Origin of the sequence: Brevundimonas sp. (genome assembly GCF_027484365.1) — a bacterium.
Lineage (GTDB): Bacteria > Pseudomonadota > Alphaproteobacteria > Caulobacterales > Caulobacteraceae > Brevundimonas.
The window spans coordinates 102,414-122,337 of the sequence record NZ_JAIXTC010000003.1 but is presented as its reverse complement, the minus strand read 5'-3'; the positions used below and the strand labels follow the sequence as shown (position 1 = coordinate 122,337).

Annotated in this window: 22 protein-coding genes and 1 tRNA gene; 8 read left to right on the top strand and 15 right to left on the bottom strand. The window is 68.5% G+C overall.

Annotated features, from left to right (window positions below; genetic code table 11):
- Window positions 1–256 precede the first annotated feature (256 nt).
- A complete protein-coding gene (locus Q0044_RS01240) occupies window positions 257–2,095 on the bottom strand; it encodes a vWA domain-containing protein (RefSeq protein ID WP_298158479.1) in 1,839 nt (612 codons plus the stop codon).
- A 144-nt stretch (window positions 2,096–2,239) separates the two neighbouring features.
- Between Q0044_RS01240 and Q0044_RS01235 the strand changes: the two genes are divergently transcribed.
- Window positions 2,240–3,406 (top strand): aminotransferase, encoded by a 1,167-nt coding sequence (locus tag Q0044_RS01235; RefSeq protein ID WP_298158477.1) that lies wholly within the window; start codon window positions 2,240–2,242, stop codon window positions 3,404–3,406.
- A gap of 39 nt (window positions 3,407–3,445) precedes the next feature.
- Here the strand turns inward: Q0044_RS01235 and msrA are convergent, their stop codons facing one another.
- Window positions 3,446–4,093 carry a peptide-methionine (S)-S-oxide reductase MsrA gene (gene msrA / locus Q0044_RS01230; protein ID WP_298158511.1) on the bottom strand — a complete coding sequence of 216 codons (648 nt, stop codon included), beginning with the start codon at window positions 4,091–4,093 and terminating at the stop codon, window positions 3,446–3,448.
- Window positions 4,094–4,255: 162 nt separating this feature from the next.
- On the opposite strand from msrA, the gene Q0044_RS01225 reads away from it, so the two are divergent.
- Window positions 4,256–4,345: transfer RNA gene (locus Q0044_RS01225), tRNA-Ser, on the top strand.
- A 528-nt stretch (window positions 4,346–4,873) separates the two neighbouring features.
- Here the strand turns inward: Q0044_RS01225 and Q0044_RS01220 are convergent.
- From Q0044_RS01220 to flgF, 7 genes are all read right to left on the bottom strand, one after another.
- Window positions 4,874–5,380 carry a hypothetical protein gene (locus tag Q0044_RS01220; RefSeq protein WP_298158475.1) on the bottom strand — a complete coding sequence of 169 codons (507 nt, stop codon included), beginning with the start codon at window positions 5,378–5,380 and terminating at the stop codon, window positions 4,874–4,876.
- A 14-nt stretch (window positions 5,381–5,394) separates the two neighbouring features.
- A complete protein-coding gene (locus Q0044_RS01215; protein ID WP_298158473.1) occupies window positions 5,395–5,817 on the bottom strand; it encodes a hypothetical protein in 423 nt (140 codons plus the stop codon).
- Between the two features lie 25 nt (window positions 5,818–5,842).
- The gene (locus Q0044_RS01210; protein ID WP_298158471.1) at window positions 5,843–6,310 is read right to left on the bottom strand and encodes a hypothetical protein; all 468 of its coding nucleotides are present in this window, start codon (window positions 6,308–6,310) and stop codon (window positions 5,843–5,845) included.
- A 194-nt stretch (window positions 6,311–6,504) separates the two neighbouring features.
- The gene (gene flgH, locus Q0044_RS01205; RefSeq protein WP_298158509.1) at window positions 6,505–7,248 is read right to left on the bottom strand and encodes a flagellar basal body L-ring protein FlgH; all 744 of its coding nucleotides are present in this window, start codon (window positions 7,246–7,248) and stop codon (window positions 6,505–6,507) included.
- Entirely contained in the window at window positions 7,249–8,022 is a 774-nt protein-coding gene (gene flgA, locus Q0044_RS01200) for a flagellar basal body P-ring formation chaperone FlgA (protein ID WP_298158469.1), read from the bottom strand.
- Window positions 8,022–8,810 carry a flagellar basal-body rod protein FlgG gene (gene flgG, locus Q0044_RS01195; RefSeq protein ID WP_298158467.1) on the bottom strand — a complete coding sequence of 263 codons (789 nt, stop codon included), beginning with the start codon at window positions 8,808–8,810 and terminating at the stop codon, window positions 8,022–8,024. The genes flgA and flgG overlap by 1 nt, the downstream gene beginning before the upstream one ends.
- Window positions 8,811–8,821: 11 nt before the next feature.
- The gene (gene flgF / locus Q0044_RS01190) at window positions 8,822–9,559 is read right to left on the bottom strand and encodes a flagellar basal-body rod protein FlgF (protein WP_298158465.1); all 738 of its coding nucleotides are present in this window, start codon (window positions 9,557–9,559) and stop codon (window positions 8,822–8,824) included.
- A 184-nt stretch (window positions 9,560–9,743) separates the two neighbouring features.
- On the opposite strand from flgF, the gene Q0044_RS01185 reads away from it, so the two are divergent.
- The 6 genes from Q0044_RS01185 to Q0044_RS01160 all read left to right on the top strand — a co-directional run bounded on the left by Q0044_RS01185 (window position 9,744) and on the right by Q0044_RS01160 (window position 14,418).
- On the top strand, window positions 9,744–10,421 hold the full coding sequence (locus tag Q0044_RS01185) for a flagellar basal body-associated FliL family protein (protein WP_298158464.1): 678 nt from the start codon (window positions 9,744–9,746) through the stop codon (window positions 10,419–10,421).
- Between the two features lie 145 nt (window positions 10,422–10,566).
- Window positions 10,567–11,565 carry a flagellar motor switch protein FliM gene (gene fliM, locus Q0044_RS01180; protein ID WP_298158507.1) on the top strand — a complete coding sequence of 333 codons (999 nt, stop codon included), beginning with the start codon at window positions 10,567–10,569 and terminating at the stop codon, window positions 11,563–11,565.
- A 1-nt stretch (window position 11,566) separates the two neighbouring features.
- Window positions 11,567–12,202, top strand: a complete 636-nt coding sequence (locus tag Q0044_RS01175; RefSeq protein WP_298158463.1) for a DUF6468 domain-containing protein — start codon at window positions 11,567–11,569, stop codon at window positions 12,200–12,202.
- Between the two features lie 21 nt (window positions 12,203–12,223).
- The gene (locus Q0044_RS01170) at window positions 12,224–13,153 is read left to right on the top strand and encodes a MotE family protein (protein ID WP_298158461.1); all 930 of its coding nucleotides are present in this window, start codon (window positions 12,224–12,226) and stop codon (window positions 13,151–13,153) included.
- A 162-nt stretch (window positions 13,154–13,315) separates the two neighbouring features.
- Window positions 13,316–14,089, top strand: coding sequence for an SDR family oxidoreductase (locus Q0044_RS01165; RefSeq protein WP_298158459.1), 774 nt, complete (start codon window positions 13,316–13,318; stop codon window positions 14,087–14,089).
- 65 nt (window positions 14,090–14,154) lie between these two features.
- Window positions 14,155–14,418 (top strand): DUF3297 family protein, encoded by a 264-nt coding sequence (locus Q0044_RS01160; RefSeq protein ID WP_298158457.1) that lies wholly within the window; start codon window positions 14,155–14,157, stop codon window positions 14,416–14,418.
- 192 nt (window positions 14,419–14,610) lie between these two features.
- Here the strand turns inward: Q0044_RS01160 and Q0044_RS01155 are convergent, their stop codons facing one another.
- The 6 genes from Q0044_RS01155 to Q0044_RS01130 form a co-directional block, all read right to left on the bottom strand.
- Entirely contained in the window at window positions 14,611–15,234 is a 624-nt protein-coding gene (locus Q0044_RS01155) for an IPTL-CTERM sorting domain-containing protein (protein ID WP_298158455.1), read from the bottom strand.
- Window positions 15,235–15,408: 174 nt separating this feature from the next.
- On the bottom strand, window positions 15,409–15,690 hold the full coding sequence (locus tag Q0044_RS01150; protein ID WP_298158453.1) for a hypothetical protein: 282 nt from the start codon (window positions 15,688–15,690) through the stop codon (window positions 15,409–15,411).
- A gap of 77 nt (window positions 15,691–15,767) precedes the next feature.
- Window positions 15,768–16,769: an IPTL-CTERM sorting domain-containing protein gene (locus tag Q0044_RS01145; protein ID WP_298158451.1), complete on the bottom strand. Its 1,002-nt coding sequence runs from the start codon at window positions 16,767–16,769 to the stop codon at window positions 15,768–15,770.
- Window positions 16,770–16,870: 101 nt separating this feature from the next.
- Window positions 16,871–17,707, bottom strand: coding sequence for a helix-turn-helix domain-containing protein (locus Q0044_RS01140; protein ID WP_298158449.1), 837 nt, complete (start codon window positions 17,705–17,707; stop codon window positions 16,871–16,873).
- Window positions 17,708–18,080: 373 nt separating this feature from the next.
- Window positions 18,081–18,854, bottom strand: coding sequence for a peptidoglycan editing factor PgeF (gene pgeF / locus Q0044_RS01135; protein ID WP_298158447.1), 774 nt, complete (start codon window positions 18,852–18,854; stop codon window positions 18,081–18,083).
- Window positions 18,851–19,924 (bottom strand): class I SAM-dependent methyltransferase, encoded by a 1,074-nt coding sequence (locus Q0044_RS01130; protein WP_298158445.1) that lies wholly within the window; start codon window positions 19,922–19,924, stop codon window positions 18,851–18,853. The genes pgeF and Q0044_RS01130 overlap by 4 nt, the downstream gene beginning before the upstream one ends.

Genomic DNA, 19,924 nt, shown 5'->3' with positions numbered 1-19,924 from the left:
GCTCGCACTTCATGTTTCAAAAAATTATGTCCTAGGCGCCCAAATCCCCCTCTCGTCAGCGGTGGCGGGACCGACCCCCTCCCGAATGCGCCCTCATATCCCGGCGCCCTATAGTGTGCGTTCCCGGTTCGCGGAGAGGGCGAACCCCCGGATTTCGTCCGTTTCGTCCGTTTCGTCCGTTTCGTCAGGGTGTTTTTCGTCCGGACGGACGGACGAAGGCCCGGCCGGCGCGCCGCGCGACGCGCCGGCGCTTCGTCTACGGCTCGCGTCGCGGCGGGAGGGTTCCGGCCGCCCGGACCATCTGCACGAAGGCGGCGCGGTCGCCGTAGGGGTCTTCGCCCCGGGCGCCCTGGGCCAGGGCCAGGATGGCGGCGTTGTCGAACCCGGCGTTCATCCATGGATCGCCGCGCAGGCCCTGGCCGAAGGCGGCGACGGCCATGGCCCAGCGGGTCGCCTCGGGCGGCCGGGTCGAGGGGCTGGAGACCGCGTGCTGGATCAGGCGTGAGGTCGCCTCTCCCGGCAATTTGTAGCGGACCTGGACGAAGCCGATCTCGCCGTCCGGATCGCCGGCGCCGGCGGCAGGCCGGTTGCCCTCATAGCGGCGGCCGGGGATCTGGCCCGGCCCGCCGACGGGGGTGATCTCGTACAGGGCGGTGACGCTGGCGCCGGAGCCGACCTCGCCCGCGTCGACGGCGTCGTTGGAGAAGTCTTCCTCGTTCAGCAGCCGGGTCTCATAGCCGATCAGCCGGTATTCGGAGACCCGGGCCGGGTTGAACTCGACCTGGATCTTGACGTCGTCGGCGATGGGGAAGGCGCCGCGGTCGAAGGCGGGGCCGAAGAGGCGCCGAGCCTCATTGAGGTCGTCGACATAGGCGGCGATCCCGTTGCCGGCCTGGGCGATCGTCTGCATCCGGGCGTCCTGGTAGTTGCCGCGCCCGAAGCCGTAGACCGACAGATAGATGCCCGTCTGGCGCTTGTCGGCGACATAGTCCTCCAGCCGCCTGTCGTCGGTGACCCCGACGTTGAAGTCGCCGTCGGTGAACATCAGGATGCGGTTGACCTTGTCGGCCCCGAAGGCGGCCTCGGCCTGGTCATAGGCGTTGACCATGCCCGCCGCCCCGGCGGTGCCGCCCCCGGAGTTGAGCGAGGCCACGGCGCAGCGCAGCTTCAGCTTCTCCGAGCCCGAGGTCGGACCCACCGCCGTTCCGACGGACCCGGCGTAGTAGGTCACCGCCACCCGGTCCTCGGGCCGCAGTCGGTCGATGATCAGGTTCATCGTCTGCTGGGCCAGGGGCAGTTTGTCGGGCGCGAACATCGAGCCGGAGACATCGACCATGAAGGTCAGGTTCAGCGGCTTCCGCTCTCCGGCCGGCAGCTCATAGCCCTGCAGCCCGATGTGGACGATCTGGCGGCCTTCCGACCAGGGGGAGGCGACGACCGCCGTCGAGACGGCGAAGGGCTCGGCCGCGCTCGCGGGCCGGACGTAGCCGTAGTCGAAGGCGTTGATCATCTCCTCGACCCGCACCGCGTCCCGGGGCGGGGTCTGGCCCTCGGAAATGAAGCGGCGGACGTTGGCGTAGGCGGCCGTGTCGACGTCGATCGAGAAGGTCGAGACCGGCTCGTCGGCGACCCTTCGGACCGGGTTGGGTGTCGCGTCGGGATAGCGTTCGGTGTCGGCGGGCCGGGGCAGGTTCGAGACGATGCCGTTCACGGTCGTCTGGCCCGCGGCGTTCATCCCGATGACCGCAGGCCGCATCGGCGCGGGCGGGGCAGGCGGCGGCGGGGGAGGAGGGGGCGGCGGCGCGCCATAGGCGATCCGATCCTCCTTCCTCGTCGGCTCGATCGGTAGTGCGACGGGCGGCGGGCCGGAATAGGAGGGGGCGGCCACACCGACCCGCGTGCCCGTGACCGTGATCTGGTCAACCTCGTTCACCGGTCTCAGACGAATGCCGACCGCGGCGCAGGCGGCCGGGCTGACCGCCCCGTCTCCGGGCGCATAGGCGGGCCGGGTCTGGACGGGCGCAGCGCCGATCGGCGTCGCGAGGCTGAGGCCGACGACGGCCGCCACCCCCTGTTTCAGCATGGTCGCCAGCATCGCTTCCTCCGGGGTTATGTCGTTGACTCCATGAGGCCGACGGGCGTTCGTCGGAACTGTGGCGTGTATCGGTGCGGATTAAGGCGCGTGGCGGGTGTGTCTTTCCGGCTTGCCTTGATCGCCCCGCTCGGCTCCGTTGGCGACATGCGCGCCCATCCCGTCTTCGCCGACATGCCGGTGACCATCTTCGAGACCATGTCCGGCCTCGCCCGCGAGCATGGCGCCATCAATCTCGGTCAGGGCTTCCCCGACGACCAGGGTCCGGAGAGCCTGCGCCGCCTCGCCGCCGACGCCCTGATGACCGGCTCCAACCAGTACGCCCCGTCGCGCGGCCTGCCGGAGTTGCGCCATGCCGTGGTCGAACACTACGGCCGGCTGCAGGGCGTGGACCTGACCTTCGACGGCGTCCTGATCACCTCCGGCGCCACCGAGGCCATCGCCGCCTCGATCCTGGCCTTCGTCCATCCGGGCGACGAGGTCATCATCTTCGAACCCGCCTATGACGCCTACCGCCCCCTCATCGAGCGAGCCGGCGGGGTCGCGGTCGCGATCCGCCTCCAGCCCCCGTCCTGGCGTCTGACGCAGGAGGCCATCGAGGCCGCCGTCACCGCCCGCACCCGGATGGTCGTCTTCAACAATCCCCACAACCCGACCGCCCGCGCCTTCGACGCCGACGAGGTCGCGGCCCTCGCCCGGGTCTGCGTCCGCCACGACCTGATCGCCGTGAGCGACGAGGTCTGGGAGCAGGTCATCTTCGACGGTCGCCGCCATCGCCCCCTGATCGCCGAACCCGGCATGGCGGCGCGGACCCTCAAGATCGGGTCGGCCGGCAAGATGTTCGGCATGACCGGCTGGAAGATCGGCTTCGTCTGCGGCGACCCCGCCTTGGTCGACCCGGTCGCCAAGGCCCACCAGTTCCTCACCTTCGCCACCCCGCCGAACCTGCAGGTCGCGGTCGCCGCGGGCCTCGCCTGGCCCGAGGCGGCCTTCGTCGAGATGCGGGCCGGTCTGCAACGCTCCCGCGACCGGCTGGCGGCGGGTCTGTCGGCCCGGGGCTTCGTGCTGATCCCGGGCGAGGGTACCTATTTCCTCGGCGTCGACCTGGCCGCCTCCGACATCGCCCTGTCGGACGAGGCCTTCTGCCGACGGGCCGTCATCGAGTTCGGTGTCGCCGCCATCCCCCTGTCCGCCTTCGTTTCGGACGACGCGGCAGGATCGGTCATCCGCCTGTGCTTCGCCAAGGCCGACGCCGTTCTGGACGAGGCCGTCGGGCGGCTGGGCCGGGCGGCCGAGGCCCTGCGCGGGCCTTAGGCCCGTCGCCTCAGAGCCCCGGACCCGCCCGCGCCGCGATCAGGCCTCGACGCCGACGCCGATCGGGCAGACGACGCCGGTGCCGCCGATGCCGCAGTAGCCCTCGGGGTTCTTGGCCAGATAGCCCTGGTGGTAGCCTTCGGCGAAATAGAAGGGCCCGGCCGCCGTGATCTCGGTCGTGATCTGGCCCTTGCCGGCCTTGGTCAGCGCCGCCTGATAGGTGTCGCGCGACGCCTCCGCTTCGGCGCGCTGGGCGTCGTTGAGGTAGTAGATCGCCGAACGATAGGTCGAGCCGACGTCATTGCCCTGGCGCATGCCCTGGGTCGGGTCGTGCCCCTCCCAGAAGGTCTTCAACAGCTCGGCATAGGAGATCTCGGCCGGATTGAAGACGACCTGGACCACCTCGGTCTGGCCGGTCAGGCCGGTGCAGGTCTCTTCATAGGTCGGGTTCGGCGTGATCCCGCCCGAATAGCCGACCGCCGTGACCCAGACGCCCGGCAGTTGCCAGAATTTGCGCTCCACGCCCCAGAAACAGCCCATGCCGAAGACGGCGGTCTCGAACCCCTCGGGATGCGGCCCCTTCAGCGGACGGCCATTGACGAAATGGACCTCGTCGGTCGGCAGGGGGGTGGACCGGCCGGGCAGGGCGGTGGCGGCGGTGGGCAGGGTGGTCTTCTGGCTCAGCATGGAGGCGATCCGTGAGAAAATGGACATGGCGACCATATGGGAAGGCACCCGGACTTTTCCCAGACCCGTTTTGCCCGCGCGGCGCTTGCCCACAGCGCCCGGCTGTTCTATCAGCCCTCCCTCCCCGGGTGACCTCCCGGGCGTTAGCCCTCGTGGTGAAACGGACAGGTGGCGGAGTGGTCGATCGCGCACGCTTGGAAAGCGTGTGTAGGTGAAAGCCTACCGAGGGTTCGAATCCCTCTCTGTCCGCCACGGCCCTCGACCGTTTGCCTCGCTCGCCCGGCCGTGTGGACCGGCCTCGCCGTCCAGCGATCCGCTTGACTTGGACCACCCGGGCATTCAGCGTCGCTGATCTGTGCGGCCCGTGAATGGGTCATGCATCGACTTCGCGGTTGAAAAAGGATCTGTCCTATGGCCTTGCGTCTGCCGAATTCGTCACTGGTCGCATTGAGCCTCACGGTCGCTGTCACGGCGATGGCTGCCGGCGCATCAGCCGGCACCCAGAGTAAGGCCGCGAACATCCGAACCGAAGCACCAAGCACAGGCGGCTCGCTCCGCAACGCGACTGACAATGAGGCCACGGACCAACCCGCTTCAGACAATCCTCCGGCTGAACCCGCGACAGACGCAGCGCCCACCGCTTCAGCGCCGTCTGCCGACGAACCACAGGCCGGGCCTGACGAGGGCACGAACACGATCCGGCGGAGCCGGGCAACCTATGACTCTGATCCGGTCGAGCCGGAGTAAGGCGGCGACGATCGCCCGGGTCTTCTGTTCAGATCACCCGCACAGGGCGAAGAACCGCTCCACACCCGCCTCCGACCCCGGATGCGGCGTGTAGACTTCGCGTTCACCGTCCACCCATTGTGCGATCCAGCCGAGGCGGCGGAAGCGCTGCAGGACCGGTTCGCTGGTCGCGGCCTTGGCGGTCAGGATGTCGCCGTCATGCAGTTCCGACGGTTCGCCCTCGGCGGGGAACCGTTCGGTGTCGCCGCCCGACTCCAGATGGATCTCGCGATCGCCGGTGTGGCCGAGGGCGGTCAGGTCGACCTTGCCGGACCCGGCCATGCAGTCGAGACCGAGGCGCAGGTCATCGCTGGCCTCGACGCCATAGGCCAGACGGGCCGCGCCTTCGTCGGGCGTATAGTGCCAGTCGTAGCCCGCGACCGGGGCGGGCGCCGCCGGAGCCGCGACGGCGGCCTTCACGACCGGTTGGGGCGTTTCCACGCTGGCGCAGGCGCTCGTGAACGCGGCCAGGGCCAGGACCGGCAGCCATGGATTTCGCATGTGACCTCCGCTGTTCAACCGCTGCAAAGCTCGGCGAAGCGGCGCAGCTTGGCAAGGTGGGCGGCGGGCACGGCCACGGCCTGATGATTGCCGCCCACGGCCACGTCCAGGACGCCGGTGACCATGAACTGGCCGAAGACCGGGTGATCTGTGCGCAGGGCCACGGACTGGTGGTCGGCGGCGGCCTCGCTCCGGCCGGATGCGGTGGCCGGGCCGGAGGTGATGGTGGCGATCCCGGCGTCAGTCGGGCCGAACAGGTCCAGACGCGCCACGCCCGCGCCCGGCTGGCACTCCAGAATCGCCTTCAGCTGCGCCGTGTCGGGAATCTCGTTGGCCAGGACCAGAGGCCCGTCCTCATAGAGGGTCCAGGTCCAGCCGCCCTGCGGCACGGCCCCTGCGAACAGGGCTGACGCCGCCAAAATCGCCAGAATTGTCATGGTTCAGGCCCCCGGACGGGCCGGCTTACGCCCGCCCCGGAGAACAATAGGCCAGAAAATCGCGCACGAGGCGACGCTCTTCGGGACTGGCCGCCAGCTGGAAGCGGCCGGCGTCGCCGATCACCGTCATCCGGCCGGTCTGCACCAGCCCGGCCAGGCCGGGATGGTTCACCGGGATGGCGGTCTCCTCGGCGTCGCCGCCGGACAGGGGGTCGATCTGCACCCGGGCCTGAGTCAGGCGCGCGCCCTCGATCCCGACGTCGCCATAGACGGCCACGGTCGTGTCGCCCGGCATGCAGCTGACCATCAGGGCCAGCTGGTCGGAGTGGGCGACGCCATAGGCCAGTTTCGCCAGGGTGCCCTCATGGTGCACGCTCCAGCCCATGACCGGTGCGGCCATGACGCCCTGTGCCTCAGGCACGACATCGCGGGACTGGGCCGTGAAGGCGACCAGACCGAGAGCGGCGACGGCGGGGACGAGAACCTTGAACATCGTTTGAACCTTGCGTCTGATGAGCAAACGCGGGTTCCCGTTAACGGTTCACGGCAAGGCTTGTCGCGTGACGGGACGTGACAGCGGGGCCACGCCAACGGGAGGTGCCCAGGCAGCGAGACGCCGCTCATCGAGCGACAGCGCCCCAAAGCCGCGCTCAAGCAGCGCGCGACCGCGTCGCGCGCGTTAGCGCCCTAAAATGGGCTGAACCGTTCCACCAGACTCTGGGCTGCCGGCGTGGCCTGGACCCGGCTGATGTCGCCGCGCCCGCCGTAGCTGATGCGCGCCTCGGCGATCTGGGTGTGGGCGATGGTGTTGGCCGAGGAGATGTCCTCGGGGCGCACGATGCCGGCGACGGTCAGTTCGCGGACCTCCCGGTTGGTGCGCACTTCTTGCCGACCTTGAATCACCAGGTTGCCGTTCGACAGAATGTCGGTGACGACGGCAGCGATGGTCAGGCTGACCTTTTCCGAACGACTGACCGATCCTGTGCCGTTGGCGTTGGACGATCCCTCGACCCCGACCAGGGCCTGGGGGTCGAAGCCGCCGGGGAAGGCGCGGCCCAGGCTGTTCTCGAGGCCGAAGAAGTTGGTCACCCCGCCGGTGATGTCGTTGGTGCGGCTGCGGTTGGTCGTGTTGGAGGTCTGGGCCTGATCGTCGATGTTGATGTTGACGGTCAGGATGTCGCCGATGTTCCGCGCCCGCTGGTCGCCGAAGAAGGCGCGCGCGCCTGCCCGCCAGAGGGAGTTGGCGCTGGCCGAGCGGGGCTCGGGGACCGTCGTATAGGCCTGGCTGACCGGAACCAGCTGGGCGGGATAGCCGATCGGGGCCAGTTGCGGGCCCTGCACCGTCTCGACGACGGTGGAACAGGCACCCAGCGAGACGGCGGCAAGGGCCAGAAGGAGCGAGGACGGGGCGAGGACGGACGGACGCATGATCTACATTCCCTGGCGGGCGAAGGGGCTGGAGGCGGTGGCGCGGGATCCGGTGCCGGCCCGGGCCTGACCGGGACCCGAGGCGACGGCGTCGATGGTGCGGCCGGAGCTGGTGTTCAGGACGGGCACGGGCTCGCCGACGGCGGCGTCGCGTGTTGCGCGGCCGGTGACGGTCAGGGTCACCCCGCCGGCGATATAGGCCACCTCGACCATGTCGTTGCGGGCGATGACGCGGGGCGAGACCAGGTCCCGCTGTCCGACGACGGCCCCGGCGCGCAGGGCCCGACGGGCGCTCAGGCCGATGACCTGCTCGGCGTCGGACGGCGACCCGCCCGGGGCCAGGTGGGTCTGAACGGTGGACCAGATGACGTCCTCGGGCTGGACCACATCTCCGGCGGCCAGGTTTCGGGCCCAGGTCAGGACCTCCACCGTCGCAGCACGTTGCGCGGCTGCGCGGGCGACCGTCCCGGTACTCGGGGCGCTGCCGGGCGCGAGCGCGGCGTTCCTCACGACCACCCGGCGCAGGCCCTGCGGATTGGCCCACTGCAGTCCGGCGCGGGAGGCGATGGCCTGAAGCTGGCCGGCCTCGAACACCACCGACGGCCCGGCGCGACTGGCGACCACCACGCCCGAGGCCGATCCGGCCCCGTCGAAGATGTCGCCCAGGGTGACGCTTCCGTCGGCGTCGACCGGGTTGAGTTTCAGCGTCACCGGTCCGGCGAGGGCAGGGGAGGCGACCAGCGCCAGCGCCGCCACCAGTGTGATCAGCCGGGTCATCAGCCCTTCACCTGGGACGAGACGCTCATCATTTCGTCGGCCGTGCTGATCACCTTGGAGTTCATCTCATAGGCGCGCTGGGCGATGATCAGGGCGCTGATCTCGGTCACGGCGTCCACGTTCGACGCCTCGGTATAGCCCTGCAGCAACTGACCGAAGCCGGTCTCGCCGGGTGTGCCGGTCGTGGCCGGACCGGAGGCGGCGGTCTCCAGCAGCAGGTTGTCGCCGATGGCTTCAAGGCCGGCTTCGTTGAAGAATGTGGCGATCTCCAGCTGGCCGACGACGGCGGCCTCCGGCGATCCGGCCGAGATGACCTGCACCTGTCCGGTCTTGGAGATGATCACATCGACCGCGTCCTGCGGGATCGAGATCGCCGGCTCGACCGCATAACCGTCCTCGGTCACCAGCTGGCCTTCGCCGCTCAGGGAGAAGTTTCCGGCGCGGGTATAGCCGATCTCGCCCGACGGCAGGGTGATCTGGAAATAGCCCTGGCCGTCGATGGCGACGTCGTAGTCGCTGCCGGTCTGGGTCGGCGTGCCCTGGTCGGTGATGCGGTAGACGCTGCCGGCCTTGACGCCGAGGCCGATCTGGATGCCGGTCGGAACGACCGTGCCCTGGCTGGACGACTGCGCCCCCATCCGCTCGACGTTCTGGTAGATCAGATCCTGGAACTCGGCCCGCTGGCGCTTGTAGCCGACGGTGTTCATGTTCGCGATGTTGTTGGAGATGACCTCCACGTTCAGCTGCTGGGCGGCCATGCCGGAAGCGGCGGTTCTGAGAGCGCGCATTCAGGAGTTCCTTAGCTCGACCGGCCCAGCCGCTCGACCGAGCGACGGGACAGTTCGGTGACGTTCTCGATCATCTTCGTCGCGCGTTCGTAGGCGCGGCTGATCTCGATCAGATTGGTGATTTCAACGAGGGGATTGACGTTCGACCCCTCGAGCATGCCCTGGCGCACCTGCGCTCCGGCGGCGTCGATGGGCGTGGCATTGGAGGTGTTGCGGTAGAGGCCGTCGCCGTCCTTGGACAGGACTGACAGGGTGTCGAACCGGGCCAGGCCCAGCTGGCCGATGGGCACGCCGTTCTGGCTGATGTTGCCGTCGTCGGCGACGGTGATCGGCCCCTGGGCCGGGTCGATGACGATCGGTCCGCCCTCGCCCAGCACGGGCAGGCCGGCCTTGGTGACCAGTTCGCCCTCGGGGCTGATGGTGAAGGCGCCGTCGCGGGTATAGGCCTCGCTCGCGCCGTCCTGGATCTTGAAGAAGGCGCCTTCGCCGTCGATGGCGAAGTCCAGGTCCCGGCCTGTCTGCTCCAGCGAGCCTTGCGAGAAGTCCCGGCCCACGCCGCGGTCCAGAACGAAGCTGGCGCCGGGGCGGATCGCGTCGTTGCGCGCCCGGGGGCCGACCTCGGTCCCCAGCAGCAGCTGCTCGACCTTGAAGCCGGTGGTGTCCGCATTGGCGATGTTGTTGGCCGCGATGTCGAGTTCGCGACGCAGCGTCATCTGCCGGGACAGTCCGATGTAGGCGGCGTTTTCCACGTGGGCTCCAGAGCTCCTTCGTCTCCTCCCACGCAACGACCGTGCCAACACGGTTAACGCCCGTCCTGCGGGGCTTTGACCGGGTTTCAGGGGCTCACCGCCCGGCAAATCTTGCCGGATTTACACCTCGCGTTAACCAAACACGTCGCATCCGGGTCACTGGGAATTTCCGGGCGACCTCCGCATGATCAAACTCGGCAAGAAGAAGGACAAGGCGCCCAAGGACGGCGCGACTGACGTGGCCGTCTCGCAGGGGGGCGAGGTCGAGGGCGAGGAGGGTGCGCCCAAAAAGAAGAAGCTGCCCTTGCTGTTCATCATCGCCCCCGTGGCCCTGCTGGTTCTGGGCGGGGGCGGGGCGGCGGCCTTCTTCATGCTCCAGCCCAAGCCCGCCGCCGCCGAGGGCGAGCACGGCGAGGAAGCCGCCAAGGGCGGTCACGGCGAAGAGAAGAAGGAAGGCGGGGGTCACGGGGAGAAGAAGGAGGGCGGCGGCCACGGAGGCGGCGGCGCCGAGGGCGAGGCTGATCCGGCTCTCGGCAAGATCTCCGAAGGTCCTGACGGCGTCACCTTCTTCACCCTTCCGGACATGGTCGTGAACATCCAGTCACCGGACGGGCGCCCGACCTTCCTCAAGCTCACCCTGACGCTGGAGATGCACGACGCCGATCTGGCGTATCAGCTGCAGAGCGAGATGCCGCGTCTGCAGGACATGTTCCAGGGCTTCCTGCGCGAACTGCGTCCGGAGGATATCGCCGGCTCGGCCGGGTCCTTCCAGCTGCGGGCCGAGATCCTGCGCCGCGTGAACCTGGTCGCCGCCCCGGCCACGGTCGACGCCGTGCTGATCGAAGAAATGCTGGTTCAGTAGGCATGGGCCCGAAAAGTGTTCGCCATTTTCGGATGACCTCACGGCCTGAGAGTCGACACGCGCCTGACGCAGTCAGGGGCGCGTAGTGGCTGACACGGACGAGCTCGATCCCTTCGCCGCCGCCGACGCCTTCGGCGAGGAGCGGATGAGCGCGGCCTCGGAACGCGTCCTGAACCAGGACGAGATCGACAGCCTTCTCGGCTTCGATCTCGGCGAGGGCGACGATTCCGAACGGACCGGCATACGGGCCATCATCAATTCGGCGCTCGTCTCCTACGAGCGTCTGCCGATGCTCGAAATCGTCTTCGATCGCCTCGTGAGGCTGATGACGACGAGCCTGCGGAACTTCACCTCGGACAATGTAGAGGTCTCGCTCGACAACATCTCGTCGATCCGTTTCGGCGACTATCTGAACTCGATCCCGCTTCCGGCCATCCTGGCGGTGTTCCGGGCCGAGGAACTGGACAACTACGGCCTGCTGACGGTCGATTCCAACCTGATCTACTCGATCGTCGACGTCCTGCTGGGCGGCCGGCGCGGCACCGCCGCCCTGCGGATCGAGGGCCGGCCCTACACGACGATCGAGCGGGTCCTGGTCCAGCGGATGGTCGAGGTCATTCTGAACGACGCCCAGGCGGCGTTCGAGCCGCTGACGCCTGTGCACTTCAACCTGGATCGGCTGGAGACCAACCCTCGCTTCGCCGCCATTGCCCGTCCGGCCAACGCCGCCATCCTGGTCAAGCTGCGCATCGATATGGAAGACCGCGGTGGCCGGGTCGAGCTTCTGCTGCCCTACGCCACCCTCGAACCGATCCGGAAGATGCTGCTGCAGCAGTTCATGGGTGAGAAGTTCGGCCGCGACAACATCTGGGAAGGCCACCTGGCCACCGAGCTCTGGAGCACGGACACGGAGGTCCGCGCCGTCCTCGACGAGCAGCAGGTGCCGCTGTCCCGTGTGCTGGGCTTCAAGGTCGGCGACACATTGATGCTGAATGCGACGCCGGATTCCGACGTCTCGATCCGCTGCGGAACCATCCCCGTCACAACCGGAAAAATGGGCCGCAAGGGCCAGCATATCGCTGTGCGGGTCGAGGCGCCGATCAGCGTCGAGGCCGCCAACAGCCTGACCAAGGGAAGGCGCTGACATGACCGGCATGATCCTGGATGCAGTTCTGATGCTGCTGCTGGTGGCCGCCCTCGGCTACGGCGTCCGCCTCGAGAAAAAGCTGACCCAGCTCCGCGCCGGCCAGCTCGCCTTTGCAGGCGCGGTCACCGAGCTGAACGCTGCCTGCGCACGCGCCGAGAACGCCCTGGGCTCGCTTCGGGCTTCCGGCGAGGAAGCCGACCTGCTGCACGACCGCATCATCAAGGCCCGCACCCTGAAGACGGAGCTGGAACAGCTCATCGCGCGCGGCGCCCGCACTGCGCCTCTCCCTTCCCTTCAGGGGGAGGGACGGCCGGAGCGCAGCGAAAGCCAGGGTGGGGAGTTTTCCCGCCCGATCGCCGCCGCTTCGAACAGCCCCGGCCGGGCAGCGCCGCAGCCGTCCGTCTCTGCAAGGGGCAGGGAGAGCAATCCGGCGGTCGACCCGGACGACCGCGCCTTCCGCATGGCCGCCCTGGCCGAGCGCATCCACGGCATGGCCGCTCCGGTCCCTGCCGCGGCGGGCGCGGGCAACGTCCAGGCCATCCTGCACGCCCTGACCGCTAACCAAGCCGCGAAGCAAACCCTCAACCGTGCGCGCGTAAATCTCGCCACCGACGACGACATGTTCGCCGCGTAATCTTCCGGATCTCCTGACCCCATGGCCAAGCTTCCCCGCCTCCTGCCCCTGATCGCCGTCGCCATCGGCGGGGTCGTGGCCGTGCGCGCCGTCGGCGCCGGGCCGGACCTGTTCCAGGGCGCGCGCGCCTGGGCCGAGGAAGCCACCGCTGCCGTGAGCGAGACTGTCGCAGCGCCCGCCGCCGCCCGCACGCCCCCGGCTGTCTGCGCCCTGACGCCGGAGCAACTGGCCCAGCAGGCCGGCATCTCGCCCGCCGAGCTGCGCATCATCCAGTCGCTCAGCGCCCGCCGCACCGAGCTGGACGCCCGTGACGCCGACTTCGCCACCACCCTGCCGCTGATGGTCGCCGCCGAACAGAAACTGGACGCCAAGATCACCGCCCTCAACGCCATCAAGGCCGAGGTCCAGGCCCTGCTGGGCCAGGTCGACGAGCGTGAGGCCGCCGAGACCGCCCGCCTGGTCGCCGTCTATTCCGCCATGCGCCCGCGCGAGGCCGCCGCCGTCTTCGCCACCCTCGACGACAGCGTCCGCCTGCCCATCGCCGCCGCCATGCGTCCGCGCGGCCTCTCGGCCATCCTGGCCCAGATGCCGCCCGCCGCCGCCCGCGAGCTGACCGAGAAGCTGGCTCGCCGCTTCCAGGCCCAGCAGCTGGCGGCCCGCGCCGCCGCCGCCTCGGCCCCGGCGACCCCCGCCCAGACCGCGGCGACGCCCCCGGCGCCGAACGCCCCGACCCAGACTGCTGCGCCCGCCGCCACGACCCCGCCGGCCGCCCAGCCGGCCGTCAACCGCGCCCCGGCCCGCACGCCGCCGCGGACCCCGGCGCGTCAGACGCCGCGCGCGACACCCCGGGCCGCAACGCCTCCCGCGCCGGCCGGACCCCAGCCCTACGCCCCGACCCCGGCCGCCTCCGGCGCCGCCAACCCGGCTGCGCCGCGCCAGTCGGTGCAGTAGTCCCGACTGCCGTGCGCCTTGGCGAAGGCCGGGCCGGGATCGCGGATTCTGACCCCCGGGATGTGGCACAGCGTCCCCTGATCGCCTGAGCGAGTTTTCCATCTGGACCCCGGCCTCCGCCGGGGTGCACGGTGGCGGAAACAACACCCAGGGAGGGGCTCTATGGCGTTCGATTTCACCGGCAAGACCGTGATGGTCTTCGGCGGCACGTCCGGCATCAATCTCGGCATCGCCAAGGCCTTCGCGAAGGCCGGCGCGAAACTCGGCGTCGCCAGCCGCAGCCAGGACAAGGTCGATGCGGCGGTGGCCAGCCTGTCCCATGACACGCCGGCGCTCGGCTACAGCCTCGACGTCCGCGACTTCGAGGCTGTCAAGGCCGCGATCGCCGACTTCCGCGACAAGCGCGGCACGATCGATGTGCTGGTCTCCGGCGCGGCGGGTAACTTCCCGGTCCCGGCCGCCGCCCTCAGCTCCAACGGCTTCCGGAGCGTCACAGACATCGACACCCTGGGCACCTTCCATGTGCTCCGCGCCGCCCACGAGCACCTGACCAAGCCGGGCGCCAGCATCATCAACATCACTGCGCCCCAGGCCTGGATCCCGATGGCCTTCCAGGTCCACGTCTGCGCGGCCAAGGCCGGGGTCGACATGATCACCAAGACCCTCGCCATCGAATGGGGCGGGGAGGGGGTGCGGGTGAACTCCGTCTCTCCGGGGCCGATCGACGGCACCGAGGGCATGGACCGCCTCGCTCCGACGCCGGAGGCCAAGGCCGCCGCCGCCCGCGCCGTGCCGCTCAACCGGCTGGGCACGGTCGACGATGTGGCCGACGTCTGCCTGTTCCTGGCGTCCGACTATGCCCGCTATGTCTCGGGCGTGGTCCTGCCCGCCGACGGCGGCTGGAGCGTCGGGCGCGGCTTCGCCGGCATGGGGTAGTCGAACGTTGTCGGATCGGGCGCGGGCCGCTATGGACCGCGCCTGTCACTTCCGAAGGCCCCGCCATGTCCGACACGCCCCCCGACCGCCTCTCGGTCAATCCGAACAACAAATACTACGACGCCGACGTGCTTCAGCGCGGCGTGGGCGTGAAGTTCAAGGGCGAGGAAAAGACCAACGTCGATGAATACTGCGTCTCCGAAGGCTGGGTCCGCCTCGCCGTCGGCAAGGCCGTCGACCGCAAGGGCAACGCCCTGACCGTCAAGCTCCAGGGCACGGTCGAACCCTATTTCCAGAGCGCCGCGGTTGAGGGCGAAGTGGAGGGGTAGGCCGTCTCGCCTGCCTTTCGGCATCTCCCGATCCCGGTTCCCTCGCGCTGAACGAGGGGTCGGATCGTCGCTTACGAAGCCGGTCGCTGGCGCCGGAAGCGGACGTGCTGAAGGTCTGGAACGGGTGGGTAACAGACAAACTAACGGCCTCGCTGTCACCAGCGAGGCCGTAAGGTTCATATGTCAATTCTGTCAGCCGAGCTGGCGACGCCGCTGAAGGTAAAGCGCGGTGCCGCCCGCGAGGATTGTCCCGAACACGATCATCGCCCACTCGGACAGAGTCGGTACAGGGGTGGGGGCAATAACAGTATAGCTTGGCAGGGTTGATGGCTCATCGATGCAGTCGGCGCCTGTATCTCGAGTACAGAACGGGTTAGCAGTATAGGTTCCGGGGGTCGAGGACGTCGTGACGCGCGTATTGGCGATTGTCACTACAATCGCTGCGTTTGCAGGTACGGACGCGCCGGGTGCCAGGCGTAATAAAACACTGTTCCCACCAAAGATTCTGCATCGGGAAAGGTTACTGCTGATATCGGTTCCGTTGGCACTTACAATGATGGACGTCGGGCACGCATTTTCGGTCCCGTCAACCATCACCAACCCCGGGAAGCCGGCGATCAATAGGGTGTTGTTGGTGGTGCCGTCCATTGCAGTCGCGATCGTATAATTGAGCGTGAGCGTCGTCGGCGACGAGGTGGCCGTGTTCGACAGGGTGACGCTGACGTTCGTCAACGTGCCCGCCTGGGCGCTGCCGGCAATGAACGCCAAGGCAATGGCGGCCCCTAAACCCGCCAATCGTCTCGAAAGTTCAAACATCTTTTGAATCCCCAAAGAAATGTCCTTTAGCTCTTAGCATCCAGCCTCCGTGCCTGACTGGCAACAGGGACGGCGGCAGATCGAGCGACTTCTTTTCGCCGCGCCGCTCATGACTGCTGTGGGGCGGGAGCGGACGGTGGCTCAAGGTGAATAGCGGACTTCTCTGGAGCAGAGTCAGTGAACTGGACGCGTATCGAGGATGTAAGGCTTCACCGCTGGCTGGCCTTCCGGGATCGCCTGACCGAAGAACGCGACGTAGCAATGGTGGGCGGAGATTTCCTCGCTCAGCCAGCAGTGCACGACGACGCCATCTTCCCAACTGCCGTCGGCCTGATTGGTCAGTCGAGCTGGCGTGCTGGGTTTTAGGTAGCGGTCCATACGCAACGTCTCGCCCGCGAGGCCCATGTCCGCAATGGTTCGGGATCGGTCATTGCCTGCCTGGCCGACAGAGGTCATCCGACGGATGCGCCGTCAGCGGACAGGCAAACGGCCCCGCCGTAGCCAGCGGAGCCGTCTTGCGGGATGCGCAGTCTTCAGCCGAACGGGTGGCGGCGATGGATGTAGATCGCTGCGCTGCCCGCCAGCATGATGCCCAACAGGATCATCGCCCATTCGCTCATGGTGGGTACGGCGAAAGCGGCCGCCGCCGCCGTGACGGAGATCTTGTAGAGGTTGGGAGATCCGCCGCCGACGCCTCCGCTGACGTACAGCGCGTTCGTTCCGTCGATCAGATAGATGCTCTCGACGCCGTTCACGGACAGGGCGGAATACTGGACAGGCGTCCCGCCGGCCGCGCCGACCGTATAGACCTTGCCCGAGCCCAGGGCGCCGCCATCCGAGATGAACAGGACGCCGGTCGAGGGCGATCGTTCCACGCCGCGCGTCGAGGTGATTCCGCCACCGCTGGCGAAGACCGTTCCCGAGCCGCAGGGCGCCGTGCAGTTTGCGGGATAGCGCATGACCCGCTGGTTGTCGGAATCGCCGACATACAGAAACCCGTCCGTGCCGATCTCAAGACCCGCTGGCGCATCCAGCCCGCTGCTGACGAAGGTTTCCGGGGAGCCCCCCGACAGGTTGGTTCGGCGTATGACGTCACCGTCATAGCCCGTGAAATAGACGTAGGAGTTCACGTTATCGACGGCGACGCCATAGACGCCGCCGCCGCCGGCGGTGTCCGCAAAATAGGCTTCTCCGCACCCTGCCTGGGTGGTGCAGTTCGCGGCGTATCTGTACACGCCGCCGTCCGTTCTGCCCGCCAGCAGGCTGCCGTCGGCCATCATCGCCAGTTCACGGAACCCTCCGCCCGAGCTGATCCGTACCGGAACGCCCGCGGGCGTGGGGAGGTAGTAGACCCCGGTGTCCGATGAGACGTAGGCCGGGCCGCCGTCGCTGAGAACGATCGTGTCGGTCGGTTGCGAAATCGCCGAAGAATACAGCGACGCCGTCTGGGCCGAGGCCGTGGCGGCCCATCCCCCCAGAACGGCCAGCGCTGCACCGCCCGCAAGGGCGACGTTCCGTAGAGACTTCGCGACCATCTTTGCCCCCGCACTCGAAGAGGGGTCACGCTTAATGGACGTCGAATATCCGGGGTATGGACACTTTTGGTGCACCTTCCCGGGCGACCGTCGCGGACGGCTCAGTCGTCCGACGGGCCTCCCAGAGCGGCGAGAAGGGCGCTGAACATGCCCACGAAATACAGTTCGTAGCCCGCGGCGAAGGCCGGCGTGAGCCTCAGCCGGGCCGAGTCCGGGCCCTCGGTAACCAGGCCCGCGTCCTGCAGTATCTTCAGGATCCGGCGCAGGTGTGTTCGCGACACGCCTAGCCTGGTCGAAAGCTGGCTGATGTTGATGTCGATCAGGCCTTCCGCCCGGGGACGCCCCGCCTCGAACGCCGCCTCGGCCAGAGCATAGGCGGTGAACAGACCCATCGACCGCCGTCCGACACCTCCGAGGGGCTCGACCAGTTGCTGATCCAGGGCCGGCGCCGCCAGATGCATCCGGGCGAGAAAGCCCACAATGCCGTCGAAGATCACCGGGTCGGCATAGGACTCGACGATGGTTTCGACGCGCGGATCGATCAGGGCGAGACTGCGCAGCTCGATCAGATAACAGGAGCGGAAGGCTTCGATCATGGTGGGCGCGGGGGCGTAGCGCCTTTGCCTGCCGCGCTGGAATTCATCCCTGGGGACAATCAGCCCGATCCTCTGCATCCGCGCCAGGATCGCGGTGGCCCGGCCCGCGCTGAACAGGTCTTTCGTCGCCTCCTGAAGTCCCCGGATGTACAGCCGGTCGATGGAATGCAGGTAGAGGGCCAGCACCCCCAGGGCATAGGTCGGAATATCGCCGATGCAGCGATAGAAGCGCGGGTCGTCGTCGAGCATGGCCAGCGGCGCGACGGTCGAATTGCGCACGGCGGCGGGAAAGCCGGGACGCGCCAGAAGTTCAGCTGGACCCGGCGACGGCAGTGAAGACATGGCGTGGCGTCCGCTCTGGCAGATGGGCGCAGGCCGATATCACAATGGTCGAGCTTGCGACAACGCCAGGCTTTGTCAGGTCGGTGCTACTGCAGCTGCTGAGCCCGGAAAGATCAGTGACCGCCGACTTCGCGAAGATCCAGATTGGCTGGTCGTTCCCGATCCACCCGCCCGAGGATTGCGAGATTGAGTATTTATTCCTGGGCTACCCTTGCGGCGGCGGCCGGCTATCCTCACCTGTACGGCAGTCCCGTCGATGCCGCGGGTCTGGATTGCACAGGGCCACGCAGTGCAATTCGAAGTTGCCGACAAGCCTCTGACTTTCCTCGAATTGCACTCAGTGGACTCGGTTTTTCCGAGTGCAATTCGGCGCTCAGTCCAGCCGGATCGCCGACATCAGCCGCCCGAAGTCCGGCTCGCCCCGCTGGAACGCCCGCCGGTTCGAATAGAAGGCGACCTCGTCCCTGCAGGTGTCGTGGCCCGTCCAGACCGCCTGTTCGACCCCCGCCTGCTCCAGCCGCCACAGGACGAAGCCGGGCAGGTCGAACATCCGCCTGTCCGACGCCGCGCCGTCGATGAAGAAGCGGCCCGAGCCCGGATCGTGGTGTTCGAACCGTTCCTTGAAATCGGCCCCGACCTCATAGCTGGCCTGCCCGATACAGGGACCGATCACGGCGATGATCCGGTCCGGCCGCGCGCCCAGCGATTCCATCGCGGTCACGGCGGAGTGCACGACCCCGCCCAGCGCCCCCTTCCAGCCGGCGTGGACCGCGCCCACGACGCGCGCCTCGGCATCCGCCAGCAGCACGGGCGCGCAGTCCGCCGTCAGCACCGCCGGGATCACCCCGACCGTCGCGGAGACCACGGCGTCGCCCTCCGGCCGATCCCCGGCCCAGGGCCCGGTCGCGACCCGCGTCAGGCTGGAATGGATCTGGTAGCAGGCGGCCAGATCGTCGGTCTGGCCACCCAGGGCCGCCGCGACGCGCCGCCGGTTCTCCTCGACCGCCGCCGGGTCGTCCGCCGACCCGAGGCCGGTGTTCAGCCCCTCGTAGAGCCCGGTCGAAACCCCGCCCTGCCGGGTGAAGAAGCCATGGCGTATGCCCGCCTTGTCCAAAAGCGGATGGGTGATCGGCGTCACCTCGGTCATGCCTCGAACCCCGGAACGGCCAGGCTGCGGGGCGAGAAGATCGCCGCCACCTTGAACAGCTCGCCCATCTGGTCCGGCGCGGTCAGGCGGGCCAACTGGCGGGCGATGACCGGTGCGGCCTCGGGCCTTCCAGTGGACAGTCGTTCGGCCCGCGCCTCGATCCCCAGCCGCCTCAGGAACTCGCCCTGTCCGATGCAGCCCGTGACGTCGGCCCCGGTCCGGATGGCCGCCTCCTGAACCGCCGGGAAGTCGGCCCACTGGGTCAGGTCCGCCTCGCCGGGCGTGGCCAGAACATCGACCTTCGCGTGTCGCCGCAAGCCCTGCAGCGTATCGCCCACGCCGGGCCGGTCCCGCCCATAGTCGATCAACAATGCCGCGCCCGAGGTCTCGTGCAGCAGGGCACCCAGGTCGCGTCCGAACGCCGCCTGCTGGTCCGACACCTCGATCACCTGGCCCGGCTCGACCTCGAACGGGGGCCGCTCGAACCCGCCCGTGATCCCCACCAGTCCGAAGGTCAGGCCGCCGTCGTCGGTGACCCCGACCCGTCGCTCTGCCCAGCCGCCGTCGGTCCGGACAAACTGCCGCGCCGGGAGACAGTCCAGCACCTCGTTGGCGATCAGGATGACCGGCGCGTCGGTATCGATCTGGTTCAGCGACCGGACCCAGCGGGGCGATACATCGGCCTGCGCCAGCCTGCGCGACTGCGCCTCTCGCAACGGGCCTGACGGCTCGATCAGCACCAGGTCGCAGGCCTCCAGGAAGCCCGGGGCGACCCGCGCGGCCCTCAACGCATCGTCCATCAGGGTTCCGTCGCCGGGCCCGACCTCGACCAGCCGGAACCGCTCGGGCGCGCCCAGCCTTTGCCAGGTCTCGACCGCCCACAGGCCGATCAGCTCCCCGAACATCTGGCTGATCAGCGGCGCGGTGATGAAGTCGCCGCCTTCGCCCAGGGCGGGCCGGGTCGCGTAGTAGCCGTCCTTCGGATCATGCAGGCAGCGCGTGACATAGTCGGCCACCGTCATCGGCCCGGTCAGGGCGATCTCACGCGCCAGTCGATCCCTCAGCGACAT

Coding starts and splice junctions, on each gene's coding strand:
- Q0044_RS01240 (WP_298158479.1), bottom strand. CDS start 2,095: ATGCTGGCGACCATGCTGAAACAGGGGGTGGCGGCCGTCGTCGGCCTC.
- Q0044_RS01235 (WP_298158477.1), top strand. CDS start 2,240: ATGCGCGCCCATCCCGTCTTCGCCGACATGCCGGTGACCATCTTCGAG.
- msrA (WP_298158511.1), bottom strand. CDS start 4,093: ATGCTGAGCCAGAAGACCACCCTGCCCACCGCCGCCACCGCCCTGCCC.
- Q0044_RS01220 (WP_298158475.1), bottom strand. CDS start 5,380: ATGCGAAATCCATGGCTGCCGGTCCTGGCCCTGGCCGCGTTCACGAGC.
- Q0044_RS01215 (WP_298158473.1), bottom strand. CDS start 5,817: ATGACAATTCTGGCGATTTTGGCGGCGTCAGCCCTGTTCGCAGGGGCC.
- Q0044_RS01210 (WP_298158471.1), bottom strand. CDS start 6,310: ATGTTCAAGGTTCTCGTCCCCGCCGTCGCCGCTCTCGGTCTGGTCGCC.
- flgA (WP_298158469.1), bottom strand. CDS start 8,022: ATGACCCGGCTGATCACACTGGTGGCGGCGCTGGCGCTGGTCGCCTCC.
- flgG (WP_298158467.1), bottom strand. CDS start 8,810: ATGCGCGCTCTCAGAACCGCCGCTTCCGGCATGGCCGCCCAGCAGCTG.
- Q0044_RS01185 (WP_298158464.1), top strand. CDS start 9,744: ATGATCAAACTCGGCAAGAAGAAGGACAAGGCGCCCAAGGACGGCGCG.
- fliM (WP_298158507.1), top strand. CDS start 10,567: ATGAGCGCGGCCTCGGAACGCGTCCTGAACCAGGACGAGATCGACAGC.
- Q0044_RS01175 (WP_298158463.1), top strand. CDS start 11,567: ATGACCGGCATGATCCTGGATGCAGTTCTGATGCTGCTGCTGGTGGCC.
- Q0044_RS01170 (WP_298158461.1), top strand. CDS start 12,224: ATGGCCAAGCTTCCCCGCCTCCTGCCCCTGATCGCCGTCGCCATCGGC.
- Q0044_RS01165 (WP_298158459.1), top strand. CDS start 13,316: ATGGCGTTCGATTTCACCGGCAAGACCGTGATGGTCTTCGGCGGCACG.
- Q0044_RS01160 (WP_298158457.1), top strand. CDS start 14,155: ATGTCCGACACGCCCCCCGACCGCCTCTCGGTCAATCCGAACAACAAA.
- Q0044_RS01155 (WP_298158455.1), bottom strand. CDS start 15,234: ATGTTTGAACTTTCGAGACGATTGGCGGGTTTAGGGGCCGCCATTGCC.
- Q0044_RS01150 (WP_298158453.1), bottom strand. CDS start 15,690: ATGACCTCTGTCGGCCAGGCAGGCAATGACCGATCCCGAACCATTGCG.
- Q0044_RS01145 (WP_298158451.1), bottom strand. CDS start 16,769: ATGGTCGCGAAGTCTCTACGGAACGTCGCCCTTGCGGGCGGTGCAGCG.
- Q0044_RS01140 (WP_298158449.1), bottom strand. CDS start 17,707: ATGTCTTCACTGCCGTCGCCGGGTCCAGCTGAACTTCTGGCGCGTCCC.
- pgeF (WP_298158447.1), bottom strand. CDS start 18,854: ATGACCGAGGTGACGCCGATCACCCATCCGCTTTTGGACAAGGCGGGC.
- Q0044_RS01130 (WP_298158445.1), bottom strand. CDS start 19,924: ATGTCGCTGAGGGATCGACTGGCGCGTGAGATCGCCCTGACCGGGCCG.